General features: G+C 66.2%; 21 protein-coding genes and 2 tRNA genes. 8 read left to right on the top strand and 15 right to left on the bottom strand.

Annotation, left to right across the window (positions count from 1 at the left end):
- Positions 1-212 precede the first annotated feature (212 nt).
- The 4 genes from BGO47_RS05440 (at position 213) to BGO47_RS05425 (ending at position 4,465) form a co-directional block, all read left to right on the top strand.
- Positions 213-875 (top strand): pentapeptide repeat-containing protein, encoded by a 663-nt coding sequence (locus tag BGO47_RS05440; RefSeq protein ID WP_292709305.1) that lies wholly within the window; start codon positions 213-215, stop codon positions 873-875.
- Positions 872-1,438 carry a GNAT family N-acetyltransferase gene (locus BGO47_RS05435; RefSeq protein ID WP_292709303.1) on the top strand — a complete coding sequence of 189 codons (567 nt, stop codon included), beginning with the start codon at positions 872-874 and terminating at the stop codon, positions 1,436-1,438. The genes BGO47_RS05440 and BGO47_RS05435 overlap by 4 nt, the downstream gene beginning before the upstream one ends.
- A gap of 206 nt (positions 1,439-1,644) precedes the next feature.
- Positions 1,645-4,212 carry a valine--tRNA ligase gene (gene valS, locus BGO47_RS05430; protein ID WP_292709301.1) on the top strand — a complete coding sequence of 856 codons (2,568 nt, stop codon included), beginning with the start codon at positions 1,645-1,647 and terminating at the stop codon, positions 4,210-4,212.
- A gap of 1 nt (position 4,213) precedes the next feature.
- The gene (locus BGO47_RS05425; RefSeq protein ID WP_292709299.1) at positions 4,214-4,465 is read left to right on the top strand and encodes a hypothetical protein; all 252 of its coding nucleotides are present in this window, start codon (positions 4,214-4,216) and stop codon (positions 4,463-4,465) included.
- A 6-nt stretch (positions 4,466-4,471) separates the two neighbouring features.
- Here the strand turns inward: BGO47_RS05425 and BGO47_RS05420 are convergent, their stop codons facing one another.
- Genes BGO47_RS05420 through BGO47_RS05410 form a run of 3 tightly spaced genes read right to left on the bottom strand, consistent with a single transcriptional unit; the run spans position 4,472 to position 6,599 of the window.
- Complete coding sequence (locus tag BGO47_RS05420; protein ID WP_292709297.1) at positions 4,472-5,767, bottom strand: MFS transporter; 1,296 nt, start codon at positions 5,765-5,767, stop codon at positions 4,472-4,474.
- Positions 5,764-5,988, bottom strand: coding sequence for a hypothetical protein (locus BGO47_RS05415; protein WP_292709295.1), 225 nt, complete (start codon positions 5,986-5,988; stop codon positions 5,764-5,766). Before BGO47_RS05415 ends, BGO47_RS05420 begins: the two co-directional genes overlap by 4 nt.
- A 2-nt stretch (positions 5,989-5,990) precedes the next feature.
- Positions 5,991-6,599, bottom strand: coding sequence for a helix-turn-helix domain-containing protein (locus BGO47_RS05410; protein WP_292709293.1), 609 nt, complete (start codon positions 6,597-6,599; stop codon positions 5,991-5,993).
- A 91-nt stretch (positions 6,600-6,690) separates the two neighbouring features.
- On the opposite strand from BGO47_RS05410, the gene BGO47_RS05405 reads away from it, so the two are divergent.
- Positions 6,691-8,751: a M3 family metallopeptidase gene (locus tag BGO47_RS05405; RefSeq protein WP_292709291.1), complete on the top strand. Its 2,061-nt coding sequence runs from the start codon at positions 6,691-6,693 to the stop codon at positions 8,749-8,751.
- Between the two features lie 27 nt (positions 8,752-8,778).
- Here BGO47_RS05405 and BGO47_RS05400 read toward each other — a convergent pair whose 3' ends face one another.
- The 7 genes from BGO47_RS05400 to BGO47_RS05370 form a co-directional block, all read right to left on the bottom strand.
- Positions 8,779-9,336 (bottom strand): dihydrofolate reductase family protein, encoded by a 558-nt coding sequence (locus BGO47_RS05400; RefSeq protein WP_292709289.1) that lies wholly within the window; start codon positions 9,334-9,336, stop codon positions 8,779-8,781.
- Between the two features lie 57 nt (positions 9,337-9,393).
- Complete coding sequence (gene clpX / locus BGO47_RS05395; RefSeq protein WP_292709287.1) at positions 9,394-10,662, bottom strand: ATP-dependent Clp protease ATP-binding subunit ClpX; 1,269 nt, start codon at positions 10,660-10,662, stop codon at positions 9,394-9,396.
- A gap of 145 nt (positions 10,663-10,807) precedes the next feature.
- Complete coding sequence (locus BGO47_RS05390; RefSeq protein WP_292709285.1) at positions 10,808-11,485, bottom strand: ATP-dependent Clp protease proteolytic subunit; 678 nt, start codon at positions 11,483-11,485, stop codon at positions 10,808-10,810.
- Positions 11,486-11,517: 32 nt separating this feature from the next.
- Entirely contained in the window at positions 11,518-12,105 is a 588-nt protein-coding gene (locus BGO47_RS05385) for an ATP-dependent Clp protease proteolytic subunit (protein WP_292709283.1), read from the bottom strand.
- 33 nt (positions 12,106-12,138) lie between these two features.
- Complete coding sequence (locus BGO47_RS05380) at positions 12,139-12,672, bottom strand: tetratricopeptide repeat protein (RefSeq protein ID WP_366246874.1); 534 nt, start codon at positions 12,670-12,672, stop codon at positions 12,139-12,141.
- A 68-nt stretch (positions 12,673-12,740) separates the two neighbouring features.
- Entirely contained in the window at positions 12,741-14,171 is a 1,431-nt protein-coding gene (tig, locus tag BGO47_RS05375; protein ID WP_292709281.1) for a trigger factor, read from the bottom strand.
- A gap of 71 nt (positions 14,172-14,242) precedes the next feature.
- Positions 14,243-14,316, bottom strand: a tRNA-Pro gene (locus BGO47_RS05370).
- Positions 14,317-14,557: 241 nt separating this feature from the next.
- Between BGO47_RS05370 and BGO47_RS05365 the strand changes: the two genes are divergently transcribed.
- Positions 14,558-14,631: transfer RNA gene (locus BGO47_RS05365), tRNA-Gly, on the top strand.
- Between the two features lie 168 nt (positions 14,632-14,799).
- On the opposite strand, the gene BGO47_RS05360 is transcribed toward BGO47_RS05365, so the two are convergent.
- From BGO47_RS05360 to BGO47_RS05340, 5 genes are read right to left on the bottom strand one after another with little or no spacing between them, the layout of a single operon-like run.
- Positions 14,800-15,339, bottom strand: a complete 540-nt coding sequence (locus BGO47_RS05360; protein WP_292709279.1) for a gamma carbonic anhydrase family protein — start codon at positions 15,337-15,339, stop codon at positions 14,800-14,802.
- Between the two features lie 33 nt (positions 15,340-15,372).
- The gene (locus tag BGO47_RS05355; protein WP_292709277.1) at positions 15,373-16,866 is read right to left on the bottom strand and encodes an amidohydrolase family protein; all 1,494 of its coding nucleotides are present in this window, start codon (positions 16,864-16,866) and stop codon (positions 15,373-15,375) included.
- Positions 16,863-17,492, bottom strand: a complete 630-nt coding sequence (locus BGO47_RS05350; RefSeq protein ID WP_292709275.1) for an FMN-binding negative transcriptional regulator — start codon at positions 17,490-17,492, stop codon at positions 16,863-16,865. The genes BGO47_RS05355 and BGO47_RS05350 overlap by 4 nt, the downstream gene beginning before the upstream one ends.
- A gap of 30 nt (positions 17,493-17,522) precedes the next feature.
- Positions 17,523-18,521 carry a DNA-formamidopyrimidine glycosylase family protein gene (locus BGO47_RS05345; RefSeq protein ID WP_292709273.1) on the bottom strand — a complete coding sequence of 333 codons (999 nt, stop codon included), beginning with the start codon at positions 18,519-18,521 and terminating at the stop codon, positions 17,523-17,525.
- On the bottom strand, positions 18,521-19,051 hold the full coding sequence (locus BGO47_RS05340) for a ribose-5-phosphate isomerase (protein ID WP_292709271.1): 531 nt from the start codon (positions 19,049-19,051) through the stop codon (positions 18,521-18,523). Before BGO47_RS05340 ends, BGO47_RS05345 begins: the two co-directional genes overlap by 1 nt.
- Positions 19,052-19,118: 67 nt before the next feature.
- Between BGO47_RS05340 and BGO47_RS05335 the strand changes: the two genes are divergently transcribed.
- Together BGO47_RS05335 and BGO47_RS05330 are read left to right on the top strand one after the other, a co-directional pair.
- Entirely contained in the window at positions 19,119-19,487 is a 369-nt protein-coding gene (locus tag BGO47_RS05335) for a metalloregulator ArsR/SmtB family transcription factor (RefSeq protein ID WP_292709270.1), read from the top strand.
- Positions 19,484-21,157, top strand: a complete 1,674-nt coding sequence (locus BGO47_RS05330) for a SulP family inorganic anion transporter (RefSeq protein ID WP_292709268.1) — start codon at positions 19,484-19,486, stop codon at positions 21,155-21,157. Before BGO47_RS05335 ends, BGO47_RS05330 begins: the two co-directional genes overlap by 4 nt.
- Positions 21,158-21,199 lie beyond the last annotated feature (42 nt).

The following is a 21,199-nucleotide window of genomic DNA, read 5'->3' as shown; positions in this document are numbered from 1 at the left end:
ACATCATCCGCCGGGACGACTCTCGTAAGCCGCGGTACCACCCTGCGTGCCAGTCCGGTCTGCGTCCGGCCTAGCCCCTCTCACTGCGGCTATGACGGGCCTGACCCGCTCGGTTCTACTGAGCCCCTCGCGGGACCGTTCTTCCGAGAGCTCCCCGGTGATAGCCGGATCGGTGCTGATTGCTCAATTCTAGCGGCGCCTAGGGTGGATTCGTGCCTCGCTCTCGATCCACCGGTCCACTGCCTCCGCGCGTCAGCAGCCCTGACCTGCCGCGGGTGCTTGAGCCTGCGGAAACGCTGACGGGACACGATGAGCTCTTCGGCGCGCGGCTCTCCCCGCTTCACGGCGACGTGGACGCATCTTTCAGCCGAATCGCCGAGTGCGCCATCCCGGATGCTGACCTCGATATCTTCACCCTGACGGGCGCATCCCTGCGCGATGTGCTGATCAGCGGCATCCGTGCGACGCGGTTGATCGCACCGGGCAGCGCCTGGCGCACCGTCACGATCGACGGTGGCCGGCTTGCGACCCTCGAACTCAGCGGTGCCGAGCTCGACAGTGTCGAGTTCCGCGGTTTGCGGATCGACTACGCGAACCTCGCTCTCGCGACGCTCAGCGATGTTCGGTTCGTGGACTGCCGGTTCGGCTCGCTTGACCTGCCCGAGGCCTCCCTCGATCGCGTGCAGTTCTCCGGATGCCACGCCGACGAGGTCGACTGTCGCAGCGTACGCAGCAACAACCTCGATCTCCGTGGTCTCGAGGCCCTCTCGTTCACCGACCCAGCTGGCCTCAGCGGCGCGACGCTCGCCATCCGCCAGGCCGAACAGCACGCGGTCGCCTTCGCGACAGCTCTCGGCATCCGGGTGCTCGAATGAGCGAGGCGGGAACTGCGACGTTTGACGGCATTCGGACGCCACGCCTGTCGCTTCGCGAACTCATGCCGCACGACACGACGGCGCTGCACCGGGTTCTGGGTGACGAGGTCGCTATGGCCGCCTACGAACACGGGTTCTCGCCGGCCGAGACTGCCGACTGGATCGAGGGACAGGTCCGCCGCTATCGGGACCGGGGGTTCGGGCTCTGGGCGCTGACGGATGCCGAGACCGGCGAGGTCATCGGCGACTGCGGGCTGACGATCCAGCGCGTGGGTGCAGCGGAGGTCGTCGAGGTGGGCTACCACCTGCTTCGAGAGCTCTGGGGCCACGGATACGCGACAGAGGCGGCATCCGCGTGCGTCGACTGGGGCTTCGCGCACCTCGATGCACCTGCGATCTACGCGATCGTGCGCGACACCAACCTCGCGTCGATGAACGTCGCGATCCGGCTCGGGATGACGGTCCGCGAGCGTTTCATCAAGCGCTACCGCGACATCGACATGCCACATCTGGCGTTCGCCATCACGCGCGAGGGCTGGCGCTCTCGGCATCCGTCTCCCTGACCCGGCGCGGCCCTCGCCCCGTGCCCGCGCCCCGTGACAATCCGATCCGGCGCCCGGCGTGCGGCGCCCGAGCGGATTCTCGGCGCCGGAGCGAATTCTCGCGCGCTGGGGACCCGTGCTCTCCGCGCCGCGGCCAGTAGAATCGAGGCGTATCCCACACTCAGGCACGCTCACACAGTGCCGCACATATCGCCCAAGGAGACCCCATGGCCGCAGTTCCCGATAAGCCCGCCCTCGAAGGTCTCGAGCGGAAGTGGGATGCGGCCTGGACGGATGCCGGCACGTACGGCTTCGACCGCGCTCGCGCTGCGGCGGTCGGTCGAGCTGGGGTCTACTCGGTCGACACTCCCCCGCCCACCGCATCCGGGTCGCTCCACATCGGCCACGTGTTCAGCTACACCCACACCGACGTGAAGGTGCGCTTCGAACGGATGCGGGGCAAGACCGTGTTCTATCCGATGGGCTGGGACGACAACGGGCTTCCCACCGAACGCCGCGTGCAGAATTACTACGGGGTCCGCTGCGACCCCTCGCTGCCGTATGACGCCGACTTCACTCCCCCGTACGAGGGTGGTGACAACAAGAGCAGCAAGGCCGCTGACCAGGTGCCGATCAGCCGCCGCAACTTCATCGAGCTGTGCGAGAAGCTCACGGTCGAAGACGAGAAGCACTTCGAAGACCTGTGGCGGATGCTGGGGCTCTCGGTCGACTGGACCCAGACCTACCGCACGATCTCGGACGAGACGATGCGCACAAGCCAACTCGCGTTCCTGCGCAACCTCGAGCGCGGCGAGGCCTACCAGTCGCTCGCCCCCACCCTGTGGGACATCGACTTCCGCTCCGCGATCGCGCAGGCAGAACTCGAAGACCGCGAGCAGCCCGCCGCGTACCACCGTCTCGCCTTCCACAAGAGCGACGGCAGCGGCGACATCCACATCGAGACCACGCGTCCCGAACTGCTTGCCGCGTGTGTCGCGCTGGTTGCACACCCCGATGACGAGCGCTACCAGCCCGCGTTTGGAACGACCGTGCGCACACCGCTGTTCGGGGTCGAAGTGCCGGTGCTGCCTCATCCGCTCGCCCAGCCCGACAAGGGTTCCGGCATCGCGATGATCTGCACCTTCGGCGACGTCACCGACATCATCTGGTGGCGCGAGCTCGACCTCCCGAACCGCACGATCATCGGAATGGACGGCCGCATCATCGCCGAGGCTCCCGAGGTCATGACGACGGATGCCGCGCGTGCCGCCTACGCGGAGCTCGCCGGCAAGACGGTCTTCAGCGCCAAGAAGCGCGTCGTCGAGCTGCTGCAGGAGTCGGGTGAGTTGATCGGCGAACCCAAGCCCTTCACGCACGCAGTGAAGTTCTTCGAGAAGGGCGACCGGCCGCTCGAGATCGTCTCGACGCGCCAGTGGTACATCCGCAACGGTGCCCGCGACGAGGCACTGCGCGAGAAGCTCATTGCCCTCGGCAAGGAGCTGTCGTGGCATCCGGACTTCATGCGTGTGCGATACGAGAACTGGGTCGGCGGCCTCACCGGCGACTGGCTCGTCTCGCGCCAGCGGTTCTTCGGCGTGCCGATCCCGGTCTGGTACGGCCTCGACGAGAACGGTGAGCGCGACTACGACCGCGTGCTGCTTCCCACTCACGACCAGCTTCCCGTCGACCCCACCACCGACGTTCCCCCGGGATATACCGAGGTTCAGCGCGGCGTCCCCGGCGGTTTTGAGGGAGAGCGCGACATCTTCGACACCTGGGCCACCTCGTCGCTCACGCCTCAGCTGGCCGGCGGCTGGGAGCGCGACCCCGAGCTGTGGGATCTCGTCGCGCCCTTCGACCTGCGTCCGCAGGGCCAAGACATCATTCGCACCTGGCTGTTCTCGACGATGCTGCGCAGCGCGCTCGAAGACGGCCGCGCGCCGTGGACTGACGCGGCGATCTCAGGGTTCATCGTGGACCCCGACCGTAAGAAGATGTCCAAGTCCAAGGGCAACGTGGTGACGCCTGCCGACATCCTGGAACAGCACGGTTCAGATGCCGTGCGCTACTGGGCGGCATCCAGCCGTCTGGGCACGGATGCCGCGTTCGACCCGCAGAACCCGACGCAGATCAAGATCGGTCGACGCCTGGCGATCAAGATCCTCAACGCCGCGAAGTTCGTCCTCTCGTTCCCGGTCCCCGAGGGCGCGCAGATCACGCATGCGCTGGACGCTTCGATGCTCGCGACGCTCGATGGCGTCGTGCGCGATGCTACGGCAGCGCTGGATTCCTACGATCACGCCCGCGCACTGGAGCTCACCGAGTCGTTCTTCTGGACGTTCTGCGACGACTACCTCGAACTGGTCAAGGAGCGCGCCTACGACCAGACGGACGTCGGCCAGGCATCCGCTGCCCTCGCACTGCGTATCGCACTGTCGACGCAGTTGCGCCTGCTGGCGCCCGTCGTTTCCTTCGCTGCAGAAGAAGCCTGGTCGTGGTTCGAGGAGGGCTCGATTCACACGGCAGCATGGCCCGAGCCGCTCGGCATCGAGGGCGACCCGGCCGTGCTCACCGCTGTCGGTGAGGCACTCATCGGCATCCGTCGCGCGAAGACCGAGGCGAAGGCTTCCCAGAAGACGCCCGTCACCTCGATCACGCTCGGTGCGCCCGCGGCGACGGTGGAGCGACTGCGCACGGCAGAGGGCGACCTGAAAGCCGTGGGTCGAATCGACACGATCAGCTACACGGATGCCGACAGCACGACCGTCGCAGCCATCGAACTCGGAGAGGTCTGACATGCAGCTCGGAACCCGCTGGCCTCTGGGTGCGGAACCTCCGCAGGCCGTACCCGAGGTACTGCGCGCCCAGATCGCCGCTGTCGAAGACCTGATCTCTGCCGGGCAGCTCGCTCAGGAACCGACGCCGCGCTGGACGCTCACGTGGCTCGAGGGTCGACCGATCGCGGAACTGGACACCGGCGTGATCGTGACTCTCGGCGCCGACGGCGAGGCGGTCGTGCACCACGATCCCGACGACGAGTTCTCCTGACTGAGATCACTCCTCGTGCGGTGACACCCGGCTGGCTGCCAGAAGAAGTCGCGCAGCGGCGAGGGCAGCGATGATCGTCACGGCTGCGGCGATGACGTACGGGAGGCGAAGGTCCACGCGCGCGACCAGACCGCCGAGCATCGTGGCGATCGGAAACAGCCCCCACGTGACACTCCGAATGATCCCGAGCACCCGCCCGAAAATGTCGCCGGGAATGATCATCTGCCGCAGCGCTCCCCAGGGGACGTTCCACAGCGACACCGCGAACGCCATTCCCGCGTAGGCGACGATCGCACTGACGACTTCGGGGGCGATCCCCACGAGTGCCAGACACACCCCTGCACCGAGATTCGCACCCAGCATGACGGCGCCGCGACCGAATCGGCGCACAAGTGCGGGAGCGACCAGTGAGCCCAGCAGCGCGCCGGCTCCGATTCCTGCGGTGACGAAGCCGATCGCCGCAGGCGCCACACCTTGGGTCTCGAGGAAGTAGAGAATCGTCGGCGCCTGCGCGAAGGAGAATGCGCCGCCGAGGATCGAGGTGAACACCACGAGAGCGCGCAGGTAGCGGTGGCGCCAGAGGTACAGCGCTGCATCCTTGGTCGAGACCCGCGGGGTGTCGGAGGCAGGAAGCCGCTCACCCGGCACCGCCACCTCGTCGGTCGCAAATGCTGCATCTGCGGCCGACCCGCGAAGCGCGTGGGCAGCGGAGAGCGGCAGCATCAACGCCAAGACGATCGGGATCAGATACCCCGCCGAGCCGACCCAGAGCGGGAGCACGAGCGAGATCGCGAACAAGACACCCGCGATGGGCTGGGCGACGAAACTGTCGATGGTGATCTGCGCAGCCTGGATGCGGCTGTTCGCGCGGTCCAGCCCCGGCCTACCGACCAGCGAGGGGATCACGGCGTTCGTCGCATTGTCAAACAGAGTCTCTCCAATGCCGAACACCACAGTCGCGACCAACAGGTGCCACAGCTGGAGCTGGCCGGTCGCGGTCAGAGCGGCAAGTGCAACCGCGACGCCGCCGCGCAGCACGTTCGCCGAGGCCATGACCCGGCGTCGATCGAACTGGTCGACGATCATGCCCGCCGGGAGCCCGAAGAACAGCCAGGGAACGAAGGCCAGCGCGCCCACCGCGGCAATGGCGACCGGGTCTCGCGTCAGCGTCGTCGCGATGAGAGGCACCGCCGTGCGCCCCACGCCGTCGGCGAGGTTACTGAATGCTGCAGCAGTCCAGAGCTTGCCGAAGTCCCGACCGAGCGGAGGCTGACGCCGGACAGGGGTCGGCGCGACAGTCATCGCGGCAGGATGCCGACCTGGCCGCCGGCGCAGGCATCCGCGCGCCGCTCGGCGTACACGCTCTGCGTCGCGTGCCGGATCGGACGGGTCAATGCACGCCGTCGGACCCGCGCTTCGATGTCTCGCTCGAGTGCTCGCAAGATGACCAGCGCCGCCCGGTCGAGCGCACTCGGCTGCGGCTGATCGCAGCGGCCGGGGGCCGCGGTGCTGATGGTGGTCATGATTACTCCGGGTCTGTCAGGGGGAACACGTCGGTTCGAATGGTGAAGGGCCGCACTCCCTCACCCTGCTGCTCCCGATAGCGCGCGACATACGAGTCGATGACCGCCTCGAGTTCATGGCCGAGCTCCTCGAACTGGGCATCCGTCAGTCGAACGGTGGCGGTGCTGAGCATCGCCGTCCACTCGTCGGGGTCCTTGCGGATCTGTCGCGCGATGAACTCCTCGAGCTGCCTGTTGCGACGTCGATAGAACTCGCTGATCACAACCTGGCTGGCTGCTCGACCAGCAGGACTTCTGACAGCGGTCTGGCCAGTCATCGACACCGCCCCCTTGGGGCGTTCCCACCAGCGCTCGCGCCCCGTGCCTCGATCAGGAATCTCGCGAATGAGGTCGTGCTTGGCGAGGGCGCGCAGGTGATAACTCGTCGCCCCTGAAGACTCCCCCAGCTGCTCCGCCAGCGAACTTGCCGTCTGCGGACCGAACTGGCTGAGGATGTCGTAGATCTCGACGCGTAGGGGGTGCGCAAGCGCGCGTAGCGCGCCGACATCCAGCTCACGCGCCTCACCGATGCGCGGGGGCACTTCACCCGAGTCCTCTGGCGACCTGTTCACACTCCTACGGTAGATCCACAAAGGTTTCTTTGCAAGCTTCGTTTTGCAAACTTTGGTTTGCGGTACTGATGCGACGAGATAGGTTGGGTCCATGACCGACGTCGACGTGTCGAATCCTCTTCTTGCCGCAAGCCCGCTCCCCTACCGGCTCCCGGACTACCGGGCCATCCGACCGGAGCACTACCTGCCGGCGTTCACCGAGGCCTTCGCCGCGCATCGACGTGAGATCGACGCGATCACCACCGTCGCCGCGGCGCCGACTTTCGAGAACACGCTGGTGCCCCTCGAGCGCAGCGGCGAGCTTCTCCACGATGTCGCATCGGCGTTCTACACGGTGTCCTCCGCTGACGCGACGCCAGAGATCCAAGAGATCGAAGAAGCGCTGGCGCCCTTGATGGCAGCGCACACGGATGCTGTGCAGTTGAACGCTGAGCTCTATCGACGCATCGCGAGCGTGCATTCCCACCTGGATGACCTCAGTCTCACGCCCGAGGATCGCTATCTGGTTGAGCGCCACTACCGCGAGATGACCCACGCGGGAGCCGGCCTCGACGAAGCCCAGAAAGCGCGCCTCACCGAGATCAACGGCCGCCTCTCAACGCTCACCACAACCTTCGAGAAGAACCTCCTCAACGACACGAACGATCTCGCCGTCGTGTTCGACGACGTCACCGAGCTCGATGGACTCACGGAGGGTGAGATCTCGGCCGCCGCGCGCGCCGCTGCCGATCGCGGCATCGCCAGCGGCTGGCTGATCTCACTCACCCTGTTCACCGGACATCCCTATCTGGGATCGCTGCGCAACCGTGACGCGCGGGCACGCATCATGGCGGCATCCCGCGCGCGCGGCACCCGTGACAACGCCAACGACAACCGTCCCGTCTTGCGCGAGATCGTGCGGCTGCGCGCCGAGCGCGCCGAGCTTCTGGGCTACCGCTCGCACGCGGACTACGTCACGTCGGATGAAACGGCGGGAAACCCTGAAGCTGTCCGTGAGCTGCTCTTCCGCCTCTCCGCGCCCGCAGCCCGAAACGCGCGCACCGAGCAGGCGGCCCTTCAAGCGATGGCGGATGCCGAACCCGAGCCGTTCACAATCGAGGCGCACGACTGGGCCTACTTCGCCGAGAAGGTCCGCGCTGCCGAGTATGACATCGACGCCGCGGCGCTCCGCCCCTGGTTCGAGGCTGAACGCGTGCTCCGCGACGGCGTGTTTCGCGCAGCCACGGAGCTCTACGGCATCACCTTCACCGAGCGCCCCGATCTTCCGGGCTACCACCCCGACGTGCGGGTCTTCGAGGTCTTCAACGCCGATGGTTCTGCACTCGGGCTCTACCTGCTCGATCTGTACACCCGCGACACCAAGCGGGGCGGCGCCTGGATGAACTCCATCGTGTCCCAGTCGCGGCTGCGCGGCACTGCACCGGTCGTGGTGAACAATCTCAACGTCGTGAAGCCCGCGACCGGAACTCCCACGCTGCTGACCCTCGATGAGGTGACGACCTTCTTCCACGAGTTCGGCCACGCGCTGCACGGCCTGTTCGCGACCGTCACGTACCCGCACTTCGCGGGCACGAACGTGTTCCGCGATTTCGTGGAGTTCCCGAGCCAGGTCAACGAGATGTGGATCTTCTGGCCCGAGATCCTTGCGGCCTATGCGCGTCATATCGAGACCGATGAGCCGCTTCCGGCCCACGTTGTGGAGCGCCTGAGTGCCTCTGAGAGCTTCAACCAGGGGTTCGCGACGAGCGAGTACCTCGCGGCATCCTGGCTCGATCAGGCGTGGCACTCGCTCTCGGCAGCCGACGCAGCCAGCGACCGTGATGTCGCAGCGTTCGAAGCATCCGCCCTCGCCGAGATCGGACTCGATAACCCCGCAGTCCCGACGCGGTACTCATCCACGTACTTCGCCCACATCTTCTCGGGTGGCTACAGCGCGGGCTACTACTCGTACATCTGGAGCGAAGTCCTGGATGCCGACACCGTCGAGTGGTTCCGTGAGAGCGGCGGCCTCACTCGGGCAAACGGCGACCGATTCCGTGAGCGGCTCCTCGGCGTCGGCGGGTCGAAGGATCCGCTTGATGCGTACCGAGACTTCCGGGGCCGGGATGCGGAGATCGCTCCCCTGCTACGTCGCCGAGGCCTCGATGGCTAGATCTCACGCGGTGAACACCCCAAAGGCCTACGAGGGTGTGACGAGAAACCGCAGCCGCGCGAACTGACCGACCTGACGCGCCTCGACGAGACGGAGCCGATCAGACTCAACGCGACGCGGAAACAGCGGCGCGCCGCTGGTCAGCGCGACGGGCGCGATCGATATCGCGATCTCGTCGAGCGCACCGGCGTCGTAGAACTGCGCGGCAAGGTCTCCGCCGCCTACGATCCAGACGTCTGACTCTTCGGCCGCCTCGCGGATCTCACTCAACACGGCCGACACGGGTCCCGACAGAAAGGTTACGTCTGCACCCTGCGGCACGGGAAGGTTCCTGGTCGTGAAGACGAACGTGCGCCGAGCGCCGAACAGCTCCTGCCACTTCTCGGGGTGATCGACGAGATCAGACTCGCGCAGGAGCCACTCGTACGTCGATGAGCCCTCGACGATCAGCGCATCAGTGGGCGGTAGGAGCTCCGGATCGGGCTCCGTGCCGCCTGGAACGTCGAAGAGCCACTGCAAGGAGTGGTCGGAGTCGGCGATGAAGCCGGTGAAGCTGGTTGCGGTGTCGTAGATGAATCGCGTCACGCCGCGACGCTACTCGGGGGCTCCGACATCCCTCCGCGGCTGGACGTAGCCGCCCGCTCAGGCGGATTTGCGGGCCTGCCGCAGCACAAGCGTCGGGGCTGCGCCGTCCTCAACCGCAGCCCTTGTCACGATCACCTTGTCGACGTTCTCGGCCGAGGGGATCTCGAACATGATCGGCCCCAGCACGTCTTCGAGAATCGCGCGCAGGCCGCGGGCCCCGGTCTTGCGGGCCACCGCGAGATCGGCGATAGCAACGAGCGCCTCGTCGTCGAACTCCAAGTCGACCCCGTCGATCTCGAACATCCGCTGATACTGCTTGACCAGCGCGTTCTTCGGAGCGGTGAGGATCTCGATGAGGGCTTCGCGGTCAAGCGGCGACACGGATGCGACAACAGGAAGACGCCCGATGAACTCGGGGATCAGGCCGAACTTGTGCAGATCCTCGGGCTGAACCTCGCTGAAGAGGCTGAGGTCGTCGCCCTTGTTGTGAAGGGGCGCCCCGAAGCCCACCCCGTGCTTTCCAACGCGCGACGAGATGATGTCTTCCAGTCCAGCGAAGGCACCAGCCACGATGAACAACACGTTCGTCGTGTCGATCTGGATGAACTCCTGGTGCGGATGCTTGCGACCGCCCTGCGGCGGCACCGAAGCAACCGTTCCCTCAAGAATCTTCAGCAGGGCCTGCTGCACACCCTCGCCCGAGACATCCCGCGTGATCGAGGGGTTCTCGGCCTTGCGGGCGATCTTGTCGACCTCGTCGATGTAGATGATGCCGGTTTCGGCGCGCTTGGTGTCGAAGTCGGCCGCCTGCAGGAGCTTCAGGAGGATGTTCTCGACGTCCTCACCGACGTAGCCGGCCTCGGTCAGTGCCGTCGCATCAGCAACCGCGAACGGCACATTCAAGCGCTTGGCAAGTGTCTGGGCGAGGTAGGTCTTTCCGCATCCCGTGGGTCCGAGAAGCAGGATGTTGCTCTTCGCGATCTCGATGTCTTCAGCACGCTGCTCGGCGGGCTGCAACGTCGAGTGCGCACGAACACGCTTGTAGTGGTTGTAGACGGCAACCGACAGCGCCCGCTTGGCAGGCTCCTGGCCGACGACGTACTCCTCGAGAAACGCAAAGATCTCGCGGGGCTTGGGAAGGTCGAAATCGGCGACAACACCGTCACCAGACTCTGCCATGCGCTCTTCGATGATCTCGTTGCAGAGTTCGACGCACTCGTCGCAGATGTACACGCCGGGTCCGGCGATGAGTTGCTGCACCTGCTTCTGGCTCTTACCGCAGAAAGAGCACTTGAACAGATCAGCGCTCTCACCGATGCGTGCCATCAGGGGTCCTCCTCGTTCCGGGCGGCTGTGGTCCGAGCCTAACCGAGGCCGGCGACATCCGGTGGGATTGCGCGCAGCTCGTGCCGACAGCGCCGGGCCCCGGCATCCGTGTCGTGTGACGGATGCCGGGGCCCGGTTTCTGGTCTTACTTCGCGGGCAACGCGGGCTGACGCTTGCGCGTCGTAAGCACCTGGTCGACCAATCCGTAGGTCACTGCCTCTTCCGCAGAAAGGATCTTGTCGCGGTCGATGTCGCGGTTGACCTCGGCGGCGGTGCGGTGGGAGTGCTTCGCGAGCGTCTCCTCCAGCCACGTGCGCATACGGAGGATCTCCGCAGCCTGGATCTCGATGTCCGACGCCTGCCCGTGACCGGCCTCGCCCATGGCGGGCTGGTGGATCAGGATGCGGGCGTTCGGCAGCGCAAGACGCTTGCCGGGTGCCCCGGCAGCCAGCAGCACGGCAGCAGCCGAAGCCGCCTGGCCGAGCACGACGGTCTGAATCTGGGGCGATACGTACTGCATCGTGTCGTAGATCGCCGTCATCGCGGTGAAGGATCCACCGGGCGAGTTGATGTACATGATGATGTCGCGATCGGGATCCTGCGACTCGAGCACCAGTAGCTGCGCCATGACGTCGTCTGCCGAGGCGTCGTCCACCTGGACACCCAGGAAGATGACGCGGTCCTCGAAGAGCTTGTTGTAGGGATCCTGACGCTTGTAGCCGTAGGCGGTGCGTTCCTCGAACTGCGGGAGGACGTAGCGACTGCTGGGCATCTGCAGCGCCGAGGGCGAGGCCTGCGGGAGGCGGAGGTTCGGGGTGTTCATGCGTTTACTCTCTTCTTCGCTCGCGCCGCTGGTTACTTCGTGTCGGTTCCGCCGCCGCCTGAAACATCGGCAGCGTGCTCACGAATGTGGTCGACGAAGCCGTACTCGAGCGCCTCGTCGGCGGTGAACCAGCGGTCGCGGTCGCCGTCCTCGTTGATCTGCTCGACGGACTTTCCGGTCTGCGCGGCGGTGATCTCGGCGAGACGGTTCTTCATCGAGGTGATCAGCTGCGCCTGCGTCTGGATGTCGCTTGCGGTTCCACCGAAACCACCGTGCGGCTGGTGCAGCAGCACACGCGCGTTCGGCGTGATGTAGCGCTTGCCCTTGGTCCCGCTGGTCAGCAGCAGCTGGCCCATCGAGGCCGCCATGCCGATACCGACGGTGACGATGTCGTTGGGCACGAACTGCATCGTGTCGTAGATCGCCATACCCGCCGTGATCGAGCCACCGGGCGAGTTGATGTACAGGTAGATGTCCTTCTGCGAGTCCTCAGCAGCAAGAAGCAGGATCTTCGCGCAGATCTCGTTCGCGTTCTCGTCGCGCACCTCCGACCCCAGCCAGATGATGCGGTCTCTCAGCAGCCTGTCGAAGACGCTCGTCGCGACCAGTGGTTCAGCCATGTGTGCTCCTGTGTTCGTTGCGTGACATCGAATCTACCGGCGGGGTTCGGGTGACCCGCTCGTGTTCGCCGTGGGCAGATCGTGCCGCGCGGCGAGCTCGCGCGCGTATGCCTCGACCGAGCGACGATAGCGGGCTAAGTGCGGTGCGAGGGCCGTCAACGCGACGGATGCCGCGGCATCCGGCTGACCCGCCGAAACGAGTGCGAGGGCATAGAACGCGGCCACCTCGTCCCTCAGGTCGCTGTCCGGATCGCGCTCGTACTCGGCCTGGAGCAGACCGACCGACTCGTCAGTATGACCCAGGTTGCGAAGAGTGCTGTCCAGCTGGATCACCGCTTGCACGCGGTGGGGTTCAGGGAGTCCAGCGGCGATCGCCGCGCGATACAGCGGCTCGGCATCGCGCTCCAGCCCGGCCGCATCCCGTGCGCCGGCGCGTTCAAACAGCGCGATCGCGTCGTCCTCGGCCCGCTCCGCTGCGATCGCATCGATAAGCACAATTCGCTCGTCGTCGGTGAGGGAGTCATCAGCCCACACGGCAGCCACCCGCTCATTCCAGGTCTGCACCATCTACCCCTTGCTACGACGAGGGGCGGATGCTGCCTGCTGCAGCATCCGCCCCTCGGAACCTTCTGGTCCTACTCCGCGTCGGTCTTGGCAGACTTGCGCGGTGCGCGCTTCTTCGGCGCCGGCTTCTCTTCGGCCTCGATGATCTCGTCGGCGTCGGCTGCGGCATCCGCGATGTCCTGCGCCTCCTCGACGACCTCTTCCTCAGCCTCAGCCTCGTCTTCGGCGAGGATGAGGTGGGCTGACAGGTCGACAGCAGCGCCGGTCGTGTCGACGATCTTCACATCGCGCAGGGCGTGAACGAGCGCCTTGCTGCGGGCGACCTCACCGACCATCGCGGGCAGCTGGTTGCCCTGCTGGATCGCGTTGACAAAGTCCTGCGGCGACATGCCGTACTGAGCAGCCGACTGGATCAGATACTGCGTGAGCTCATCCTGCGACACCTTGACGTCGTAGGTCTCGGTGAGCTTGTCGAGGATCATCTGGGTGCGGAACTGCTTCTCGGATGCCTCCGTGACCTCGGCACGGTGCTCATCGTCTTCGAGGCGACCTTCACCCTCCAGGTGCTGGTGGACCTCGTCCTCGATGAGGCCGGCCGGCACGGGGATCTCGACCTGCTCGATCAGCATGTCGACGAGCTTGTCGCGCGCCGCCGAGGTCTGCTGCAGGCCCGACTGCTGCGAAGCCGAGGAACGCAGGCTCTCGCGGAGCTCAGCGATGGTGTCGAACTCGCTCGCGATCTGCGCGAAGTCGTCGTCTGCCTCGGGCAGCTCGCGCTCCTTGACGCTGGTCACGGTGACCGCAACCTCAGCCTCTTCACCGGCGTGGTCGCCGCCGACGAGCTTCGAACGGAACGTGGTGTCTTCACCTGCGGTGAGAGAGTCGATCGCCTCGTCGATGCCTTCGAGCAACTCGCCCGAACCGACCTCGTACGACACGCCTTCAGCGCGGTCGATCTCGGAACCGTCGATCGTGGCGACGAGGTCGAGTTCGACGAAGTCACCGGACGTGGCGGGGCGGTCGACGGTGATGAGCGTGCCGAAGCGCGCGCGCAGCTTGTCGAGTTCGGCATCCACCGCGGCGTCATCGACCTCGACTGCCTCGATCTCCACGGTCAGACTGTCCAGGGCGGGCAGGGTGACCTCAGGGCGAACATCGACCTCGATCTCGACCTTCAGCTCGCCCGAGAAGTCTTTCTCATTGGGCCACTCGGTGATGTCGGCGCTCGGGCGACCGATGACGCGCAGCTCCTGCGCTTCCACCGCCTCGCGGTAGAAGCGGTCGAGTCCGTCGTTGACGGCGTGCTCGAGGACCGCACCGCGACCGATGCGCTGGTCGATGATCGGAGCCGGAACCTTGCCCTTGCGGAAGCCCGGGATCTGGACATCCTTCGCGATGTGCTCGTACGCGTGCGCGATGCTCGGCTTGAGTTCTTCGGGGGTGATCGAGAGCAGCAGCTTGACGCGGGTCGGGCTGAGCTTCTCAACAGTGCTGGTGACCATGCCTGTGTTGTTCTCCTCGTGCTGCACCGCATAGCTACGCGGCGAAGGTCTGGGTGTGTAGGACCGTGACGTCGGGGCGACAGGATTTGAACCTGCGACTTCCCGCTCCCAAAGCGGGCGCTCTACCAAGCTGAGCTACGCCCCGGGCGGGATCTCACGCGCTGTGCGACAGACGGCCCACAGAAGTCTAGCTGACGCGCGCGCCAGCGTTGCGGCTGCCGTCGATGTCGCGCACGTAGGAACTCTTCGCACGGTAGGACGATTGGCCCGGCATCCGTCCTACCGCGGCGATTTCTCCTACCTCCGCGAGGCGCCGGTGGGCCGCGGGTGCGAGCACGGGCTGCGGTGCCCTATAGACTGTCGGATGCTGCGGCTCCGGCCGCTGCGGGGGCGTAGCTCAATGGTAGAGTCCCAGTCTTCCAAACTGGTTGTGCGGGTTCGATTCCCGTCGCCCCCTCCATCGCTCTCGCGTACGGCCGCAGGCCGTGCGGGAGAGCGATCGTGCGTTTTGCGGGAAGCGAACCCGCAGGGTGGGCCCACGCCGCCGGAGGCTCCGCGCGCGGCGCAGCCGCGTGTGGAGTGGCGGTGGGGACGATTCCCGCCGAACTCCCCTACTCCCCCACTCCCACTACTCCGGCGCGTCCTGGGCCTCGCGGTGCGTGACGATGTGCTCGCGATAGACCTCGGCGTTGCGCAGGATGCCGAGCTTCTCCTCATCCGTCAGCTCTCGGCGCACCTTCGCGGGGACGCCGGCGACCATCGATCCGGGCGGGATGATCGTGCCGCCGAGAACGAGTGCTCCCCCGGCCACGAGCGACCCGGCACCGATGACGGCGCCCGAGAGGACCACGGATCCCATCCCGATGAGGCATCCATCCTCAACCGTGCACCCGTGAACTACCGCGTTGTGGCCGACCGAGACGTTCTCACCGATGACCACGGGGCTGCCGGCATCCACGTGAACCGAGACGTTGTCTTGCAGGTTTGATCCGGCGCCGACCGTGATCGAGGCGCTGTCACCACGCAGAACTGCGTTGTACCAGACGCTCGACTCGGGCCCGAGCCGCACATCGCCAATCACCCGCGCGCCTGCCGCAAGGAAGGCGGAGTCATCGATCGCGGGTGTCGAGCCTCCAACGGAAAGAACGGATGCAGCGTCGGAGTTCATGCCTCGACAGTAGGGCAGCGGAGCGTCACCGGGCTAGGCCAGATGGGTCACGCGGCCACCGAGCAGGGTCGCGCGGACCTCCATCGATCGCAGTCCCGATTCGGACGCCGTGATCGGGTCTTCCCCGCACAGCACGAGGTCTGCAACGGCTCCCGGTTCGATGCGACTGGGAGCGGCGGACCCGCCGTGTGTCGAGGCGGCCAGCGCGACACCTGCGTCAACGGCCTGCTCGACCTGCCACGGTGACCGCCCGTCGCGGGTGCGATAGATCGCCGACGCCATCGCCGCCCACGGATCGAGCTGCGCCACCGGCGCATCAGAACCGAACAGCAGATTCGCTCCCGCATCTACCAGCGCGCGGAAGGGGTAGGGCCTGGCGATCTGCGCAGACCAGATCGTGTCAGAGAGGTCGCGATCATCGAGGGCATGCTCCGGTTGGACACTCGCCCCGACACCGAGGCGAGCAAAGCGCGGGATGTCGACGGCTGAAACCAGCTGCGCGTGCTCGATCGTTCCGGCCGCGCCCGTCACCGCAAAGGCGTCAAGGGCATGGGTGTTCGCCAGGTCACCGATGGCGTGAATCGCGCATGAAATGCCGTGGGCCGCGGCATCCGTCATGAGTGCGACCAGTTCAGCGGGCGGGATCGTCAGAACGCCGTGATTGTGGGGGTCATCCGGATACGGATGCGAGCACGCGGCGGTCCGCGTTCCCAGCGACCCGTCAGTGATGACCTTCAGCGGCCCGACCGTGATCAGCTCGCTCAGCCGGTCACCGCTCTGCCATCCCGTCTCGATGAGTCGGCTCAGATGCGACGGGTAGGTACCGAACTCGACGCGCAGCGTGTCGAAGCCCGTAGCGACGCGGCGTGACCAGGCATCCGCATTCCAGGCCATGTCGAGGTCGACGATCCCGACGACCCCACGGGATGCGGCGTGTCGTGCGAGGTCGGCCACTGCCTCGTCGGCATCATCGGGGCTCGCGGCCGCCAGCCGCCGAGTGATCTCAAACGCCGGCTCCTCCCGGAGCATCCCCGATGCGTCAGGAGGCGTGATCTCCTCGCGCGCGAAGGCAGCGGAGTTCAGCCACACGCTGTGCAGGTCCGCGTTGATCAGATACGCGGGGACGGCGCCGGTCGCCGCATCCAGCATCTCGAGCGTCGGTTCGTCAGGCCAGAAGGCATCCCGAAAGCCGGCACCCACACGGATGCCGCGACCGAGGAGCGGGGCGCCCGCCATGATGTGAGCGGCATGAAGCGCTGATTCGGCAGCACCGAGCGGCTCACGCTGTCGGGTGAGAGCGGCGGACACCGTGTGCACGTGGTGATCCCACAGCCCCGGGATGAGCCAGGCACCATCTGCCTGTAGCACCTCGCCGACCGGACGAACAGCGCCGGCGGGGGCAAGATCACTGATGCGGCCACCCTCGATGAAGACGTCATACGCGCCGTCGACGGGCAAGAGCTCGCTTCCCGGTCCTGTGATCTGCACGCCGACAATGGTCGACACCGTTGCGTCGACGGCACTCATGCGCGAGCGTCGTTCGCGCGGCGCATCTCCGCGGCAAGCAGCGGATTGTGATGCGGGCCGTCGCTCTCGAGCTCACGGATGACGTGATCGACGAGCTCGACGGGACGATTCTGACTGAGCTTGCGCTTGGTCGTCACCGATGTCGGTGTGAGGCGAAAGCCGACGGTGCCGCGCTCAAGTCGCTCGACGAAATCCGCGTCGTTCGGACGCTCCCACAGCATCCGAGGCTCGGGCATCGGGCTCTCGAAACGCGAAACCAAACGATCCAACACGCGCAGGTTCTCCTCCGTCGACAGAAGCTCCGGCACGCCCCGCAGGTGGACTGTCACGAAGTTCCAGGTCGGGACGCTCGGCCGGTCACCGTACCAGCTGGGCGATATGTAGCCGTGCGGACCCTGGAACACGATGAGGAGCTCCCGTTCTCCGAGCCCCAGGATCAGGTCATCGGGCTTGCCGACATGACCGACGACGGTGAGGTCGTCCCTGGTGTCATCCAAGAGGACCGCGTAGTGGGAGGCAACGAGACCGTCATCCGTCGAACTGACGAGTGTCGCCCACGGGTTGTGTTCGACGACCCGCCGCAACTCGCCGACGTCGGTCATGGCGAAGCTCGGGTTCTGACGCATGCGTTCAGCCTATGACGGGAGGATTCAGCGTCACGCCTGACACCGGGGGCACCAGTACAGCTTCCGTGACGCTGCCTCTTCGACAACGATTGCGGTGCCACAGACTCGGCACGGCAGCCCGGCACGGTGGTATACCCAGTGACGGTCGTCGCGGTGTGCCATGGCGCGACGGTAGGCGTCGGCATCCAGGTCGTCCATCGTCATCATCTGGCCGGTCTCGACGCCGATGGCAAGCAGTCGCGTCCAGTCTCGCCACAGCGATCTGACCGTCTCCTCGGGCACATCGCGCCCCGGGGTATGCGGGTTCAACCGCGCCCGGAACAGAAGCTCGGCTCGATAGACATTGCCGATTCCGCTGACGACCGACTGGTCCATCAGCAGCAGTCCGATCGGTGTGGGGGCACGCCGCACGCGGGCGGTGAACCGCTCCTCGCCCTCAGCGAGGTCGTCGACGAGCGGATCCGGCCCGAGCTTTGCGATCGAGGCGGCGACCTCATCCGGCGTCTGGAGCTCGCATGCTGTCGGTCCCCGCAGATCAGCGCACGTCTCGTCGGTGAGCAACCGCAGCCGCACCTGACCGACCACGGGCGGCGGCCACTGGCCCACCTCATCAGGCAGACCTGTCGTCTGCTCCGACATCCGCACGTGAACGCGGGCCCGCCGGGGCGCCCCGATCGAGGTGAGGGAGTTCTCGCCCGCGGCATCCATGATCGGCTCGTCGAGAACCGTGCCGCGCTGGTTCGTCTGTCCCATCCGCCCGTTCGCAGAGGCGATCGTTGGGTCGGCGTCGATCACGCCCGCAAAGTCCCACGCGCCATACATACCCAGGTGCACGCGCAGCCAGATGTCGCCATCGAAACGGAGGAACATCTGCTTGCCGACAGCACGGGCCTCGAGCATCTCTCGTCCAGCGAGCGCAGCAGCGCCCTCGGCGAAGCGGCCCTGCGGACTGGATGCGTCAACCGTGCGACCGACGAAGTTCCGCGCGAACTGCCGGGCGATCCGGTGAACGGAATGACCCTCGGGCATCAACCAGCTTCTGGGTCGAACGAGTCCGTCGCCGCGGTGTTCGCGACATCCCGCGGGTCAGGCAGCAGAGAACCGTCGGCCTCGTACGCCGCGATCTGACCGATGCGGCGCACGTGACGCTCCTCGTTCGAGAACGGCGTCTCGATGAACCGGTCGATGAAGGTCACGACCTCGTCGAAAGAGTGCTGCCGGGCTCCGATGGCGATGACGTTCGCGTCGTTGTGCTGTCGCGCGAGCTCCGCAGTCGCGATGCTCCAGACGAGGGCTGCACGGATCCCGCGAACCTTGTTCGCAGCGATCTGCTCACCGTTTCCCGAACCGCCGAACACGATCCCGAGGGCCTCGACTCCCGCGCTCTGATCGGCGACGACACCGAGGGCGGCACGGATGCAGAACGACGGGTAGTCATCGACGGCGTCGTACTCGATCGGGCCGTGGTCGATGACCTCGTGACCCTCCTCAGCCAGATGGTGCTGAAGTTGCGTGGAGAACTCCATGCCGGCGTGGTCGGTGGCGATATGGATGCGCATGGCTCCCATCCTAGGGAAGCGCGGGTGAACGGCGCGGACCGATCTACGCCGATATGATGTTTTCATCATGCCATTGAATGATGCTCAAAGACCGCTCTATGAAGTCAAGGCCAACCTGTTCAAGGGGCTCGCGCATCCGTTCCGTATCCGCATCCTCGAACTCTTGTCTTCGAGTTCGGAGGTGAGCGTCGCCGATCTGCAAGCTGAGACAGGGCTCGAGGCGTCGCACCTGTCGCAACACCTGGCGGTGCTCCGCCGCCATCGCCTCGTGCAGTCGGAGCGTCGAGGCAGCCACGTGTTCTACCGACTTGCTGATCCCCGCGTCGCCGACCTGCTCGCTGTCGCGCGGGCGCTGCTCCTGAGCCTGCTGGAAGCCGACAGCGCTCAATTGGCGCACGTCGACACACTGCCCACGTTCGGCACGGCAGCGCCATGAGTCGGGCACGCCGCTCGGCGCGGTCGCTCGCACAATCGGCGCGAGCACTCTTGCCGAGCATCCAGGACTACCGCCGGCTGCCCCGCACATGGCGGGGAGATCTCGTTGCCGGCGTCACGGTCGGAATCGTCGCGCTCCCACTCGCTCTCGGTTTCGGAGTGAGCTCCGGCCTCTCCGCTGAGGCGGGCCTGGTCACGGCGATCGTCGCGGGCATCCTGGCCGCCGTCTTCGGCGGATCGAACGTGCAGGTCTCGGGGCCGACCGGAGCGATGGTCGTCGTCCTGGTTCCCATCGTCGCAACCCATGGTGCCGGTGCCGTGGTCGCCGTCACGGCGATCGCGGGCGTCATCGTCGTCGCTGCCGGCGCTCTGCGGCTCGGTCGCGCCGTCTCGTTCATCCCCTGGCCCGTCATCGAAGGCTTCACCCTGGGGATCGCAGTCATCATCTTCCTCCAGCAGGTGCCGCTGCTCACCTCACCGCACACTGTTCATGCCGGCGACCACTCCTCGAACGCGATCATCGCCGCGGTCCAATCGGTCGCTGAGGCGGACTGGTCCTACGTCCCGTGGTCGCTGGGGGCTGCCGCCATCGTGTCCCTCGTCATGCTCATCGCGCCCCGGATCCACCGCGCTCTTCCCGGCTCCCTGATCGGCATCGCCGTCGTGACGGCGCTTGCCCTGATCATCGCTACGCCACTGGCGACGATCGGCGCCCTTCCGTCGAGCCTGCCCCCGCCGTCTTTCCCTTCGCTCGACCCGAGTGTCATCGGTCAACTGCTGCTGCCCGCCCTGACGGTGGCAGCACTTGCGGCCATCGAGTCGCTGCTCTCGGCTCGTGTTGCAGCGTCCCTCGCCGACACCGGGCCCTATGACCCCGACCGCGAACTCGTCGGCCAGGGCATCGCCTCACTCGGCTCAGCACTTTTTGGCGGGATGCCTGCCACCGGCGCCATCGCACGCACCGCCGTCAACGTGCGCTCGGGCGGACGCACCCGTGTCGCCGCGATCACGCACGCTCTCGTCCTCCTGCTCGTTGTCCTCGTGATCTCTCGGCCCGTCGGCGCCATCCCCCTCGCCGCTCTCGCAGGCGTGCTGATGATGACGGCCGTGCGAATGGTGCATGCCTCGACCGTGCGAGCGATCATCACCTCGACACGCGCCGATGCGATCGCCTTCGTCATCACCGCGCTTGTGACGGTGTCGTTTGACCTCATCGTGGCGGTCATCATCGGCGTTCTGTTCGCGGGAGTCATCGCGGTGCGCAGCCTCTCGCGCCAGACCGGCGTGCGTCGCGAAGCAATCAGCGGCGAAGCGGTCGACGGAGACGAACGGATCGCGATTATCGCCATTGACGGCCCGCTCTTCTTCGCCTCCGCCGACCGCGTTTTCGAGCAGGTCGCCTCACTCACCGATGTCTCGGTCGTCGTGCTCCGGATGTCTCAGCTCGAGCTGGTGGATGCCACGGGTGCACGAATGCTGGCCGACATCATCCAGTCGCTCGAAAGACGCGGCATCACGGTGTTGATCAAAGGTGTGCAGCCGCTTCACGACGGTCTGTTCCGGCGGGTCGGGGTCCTGGATTCCCTGCGCCACCACAATCACCTCTTCACCGACCTTCCCGCAGCGATTACCCACGCCCGCAGTCACATCGCGCGAGAGCTCGCGGCGTAGGCTTGGGGGTTATCGCGCCCACAATGCGCGAGGCCGTGTCGC

This window comes from Microbacterium sp. 67-17, from assembly GCF_001898325.1.
GTDB lineage: Bacteria > Actinomycetota > Actinomycetes > Actinomycetales > Microbacteriaceae > Microbacterium > Microbacterium schleiferi.
Note: the sequence above shows the minus strand (reverse complement) of the source record. Positions and strands in the feature narration are given on the sequence as shown.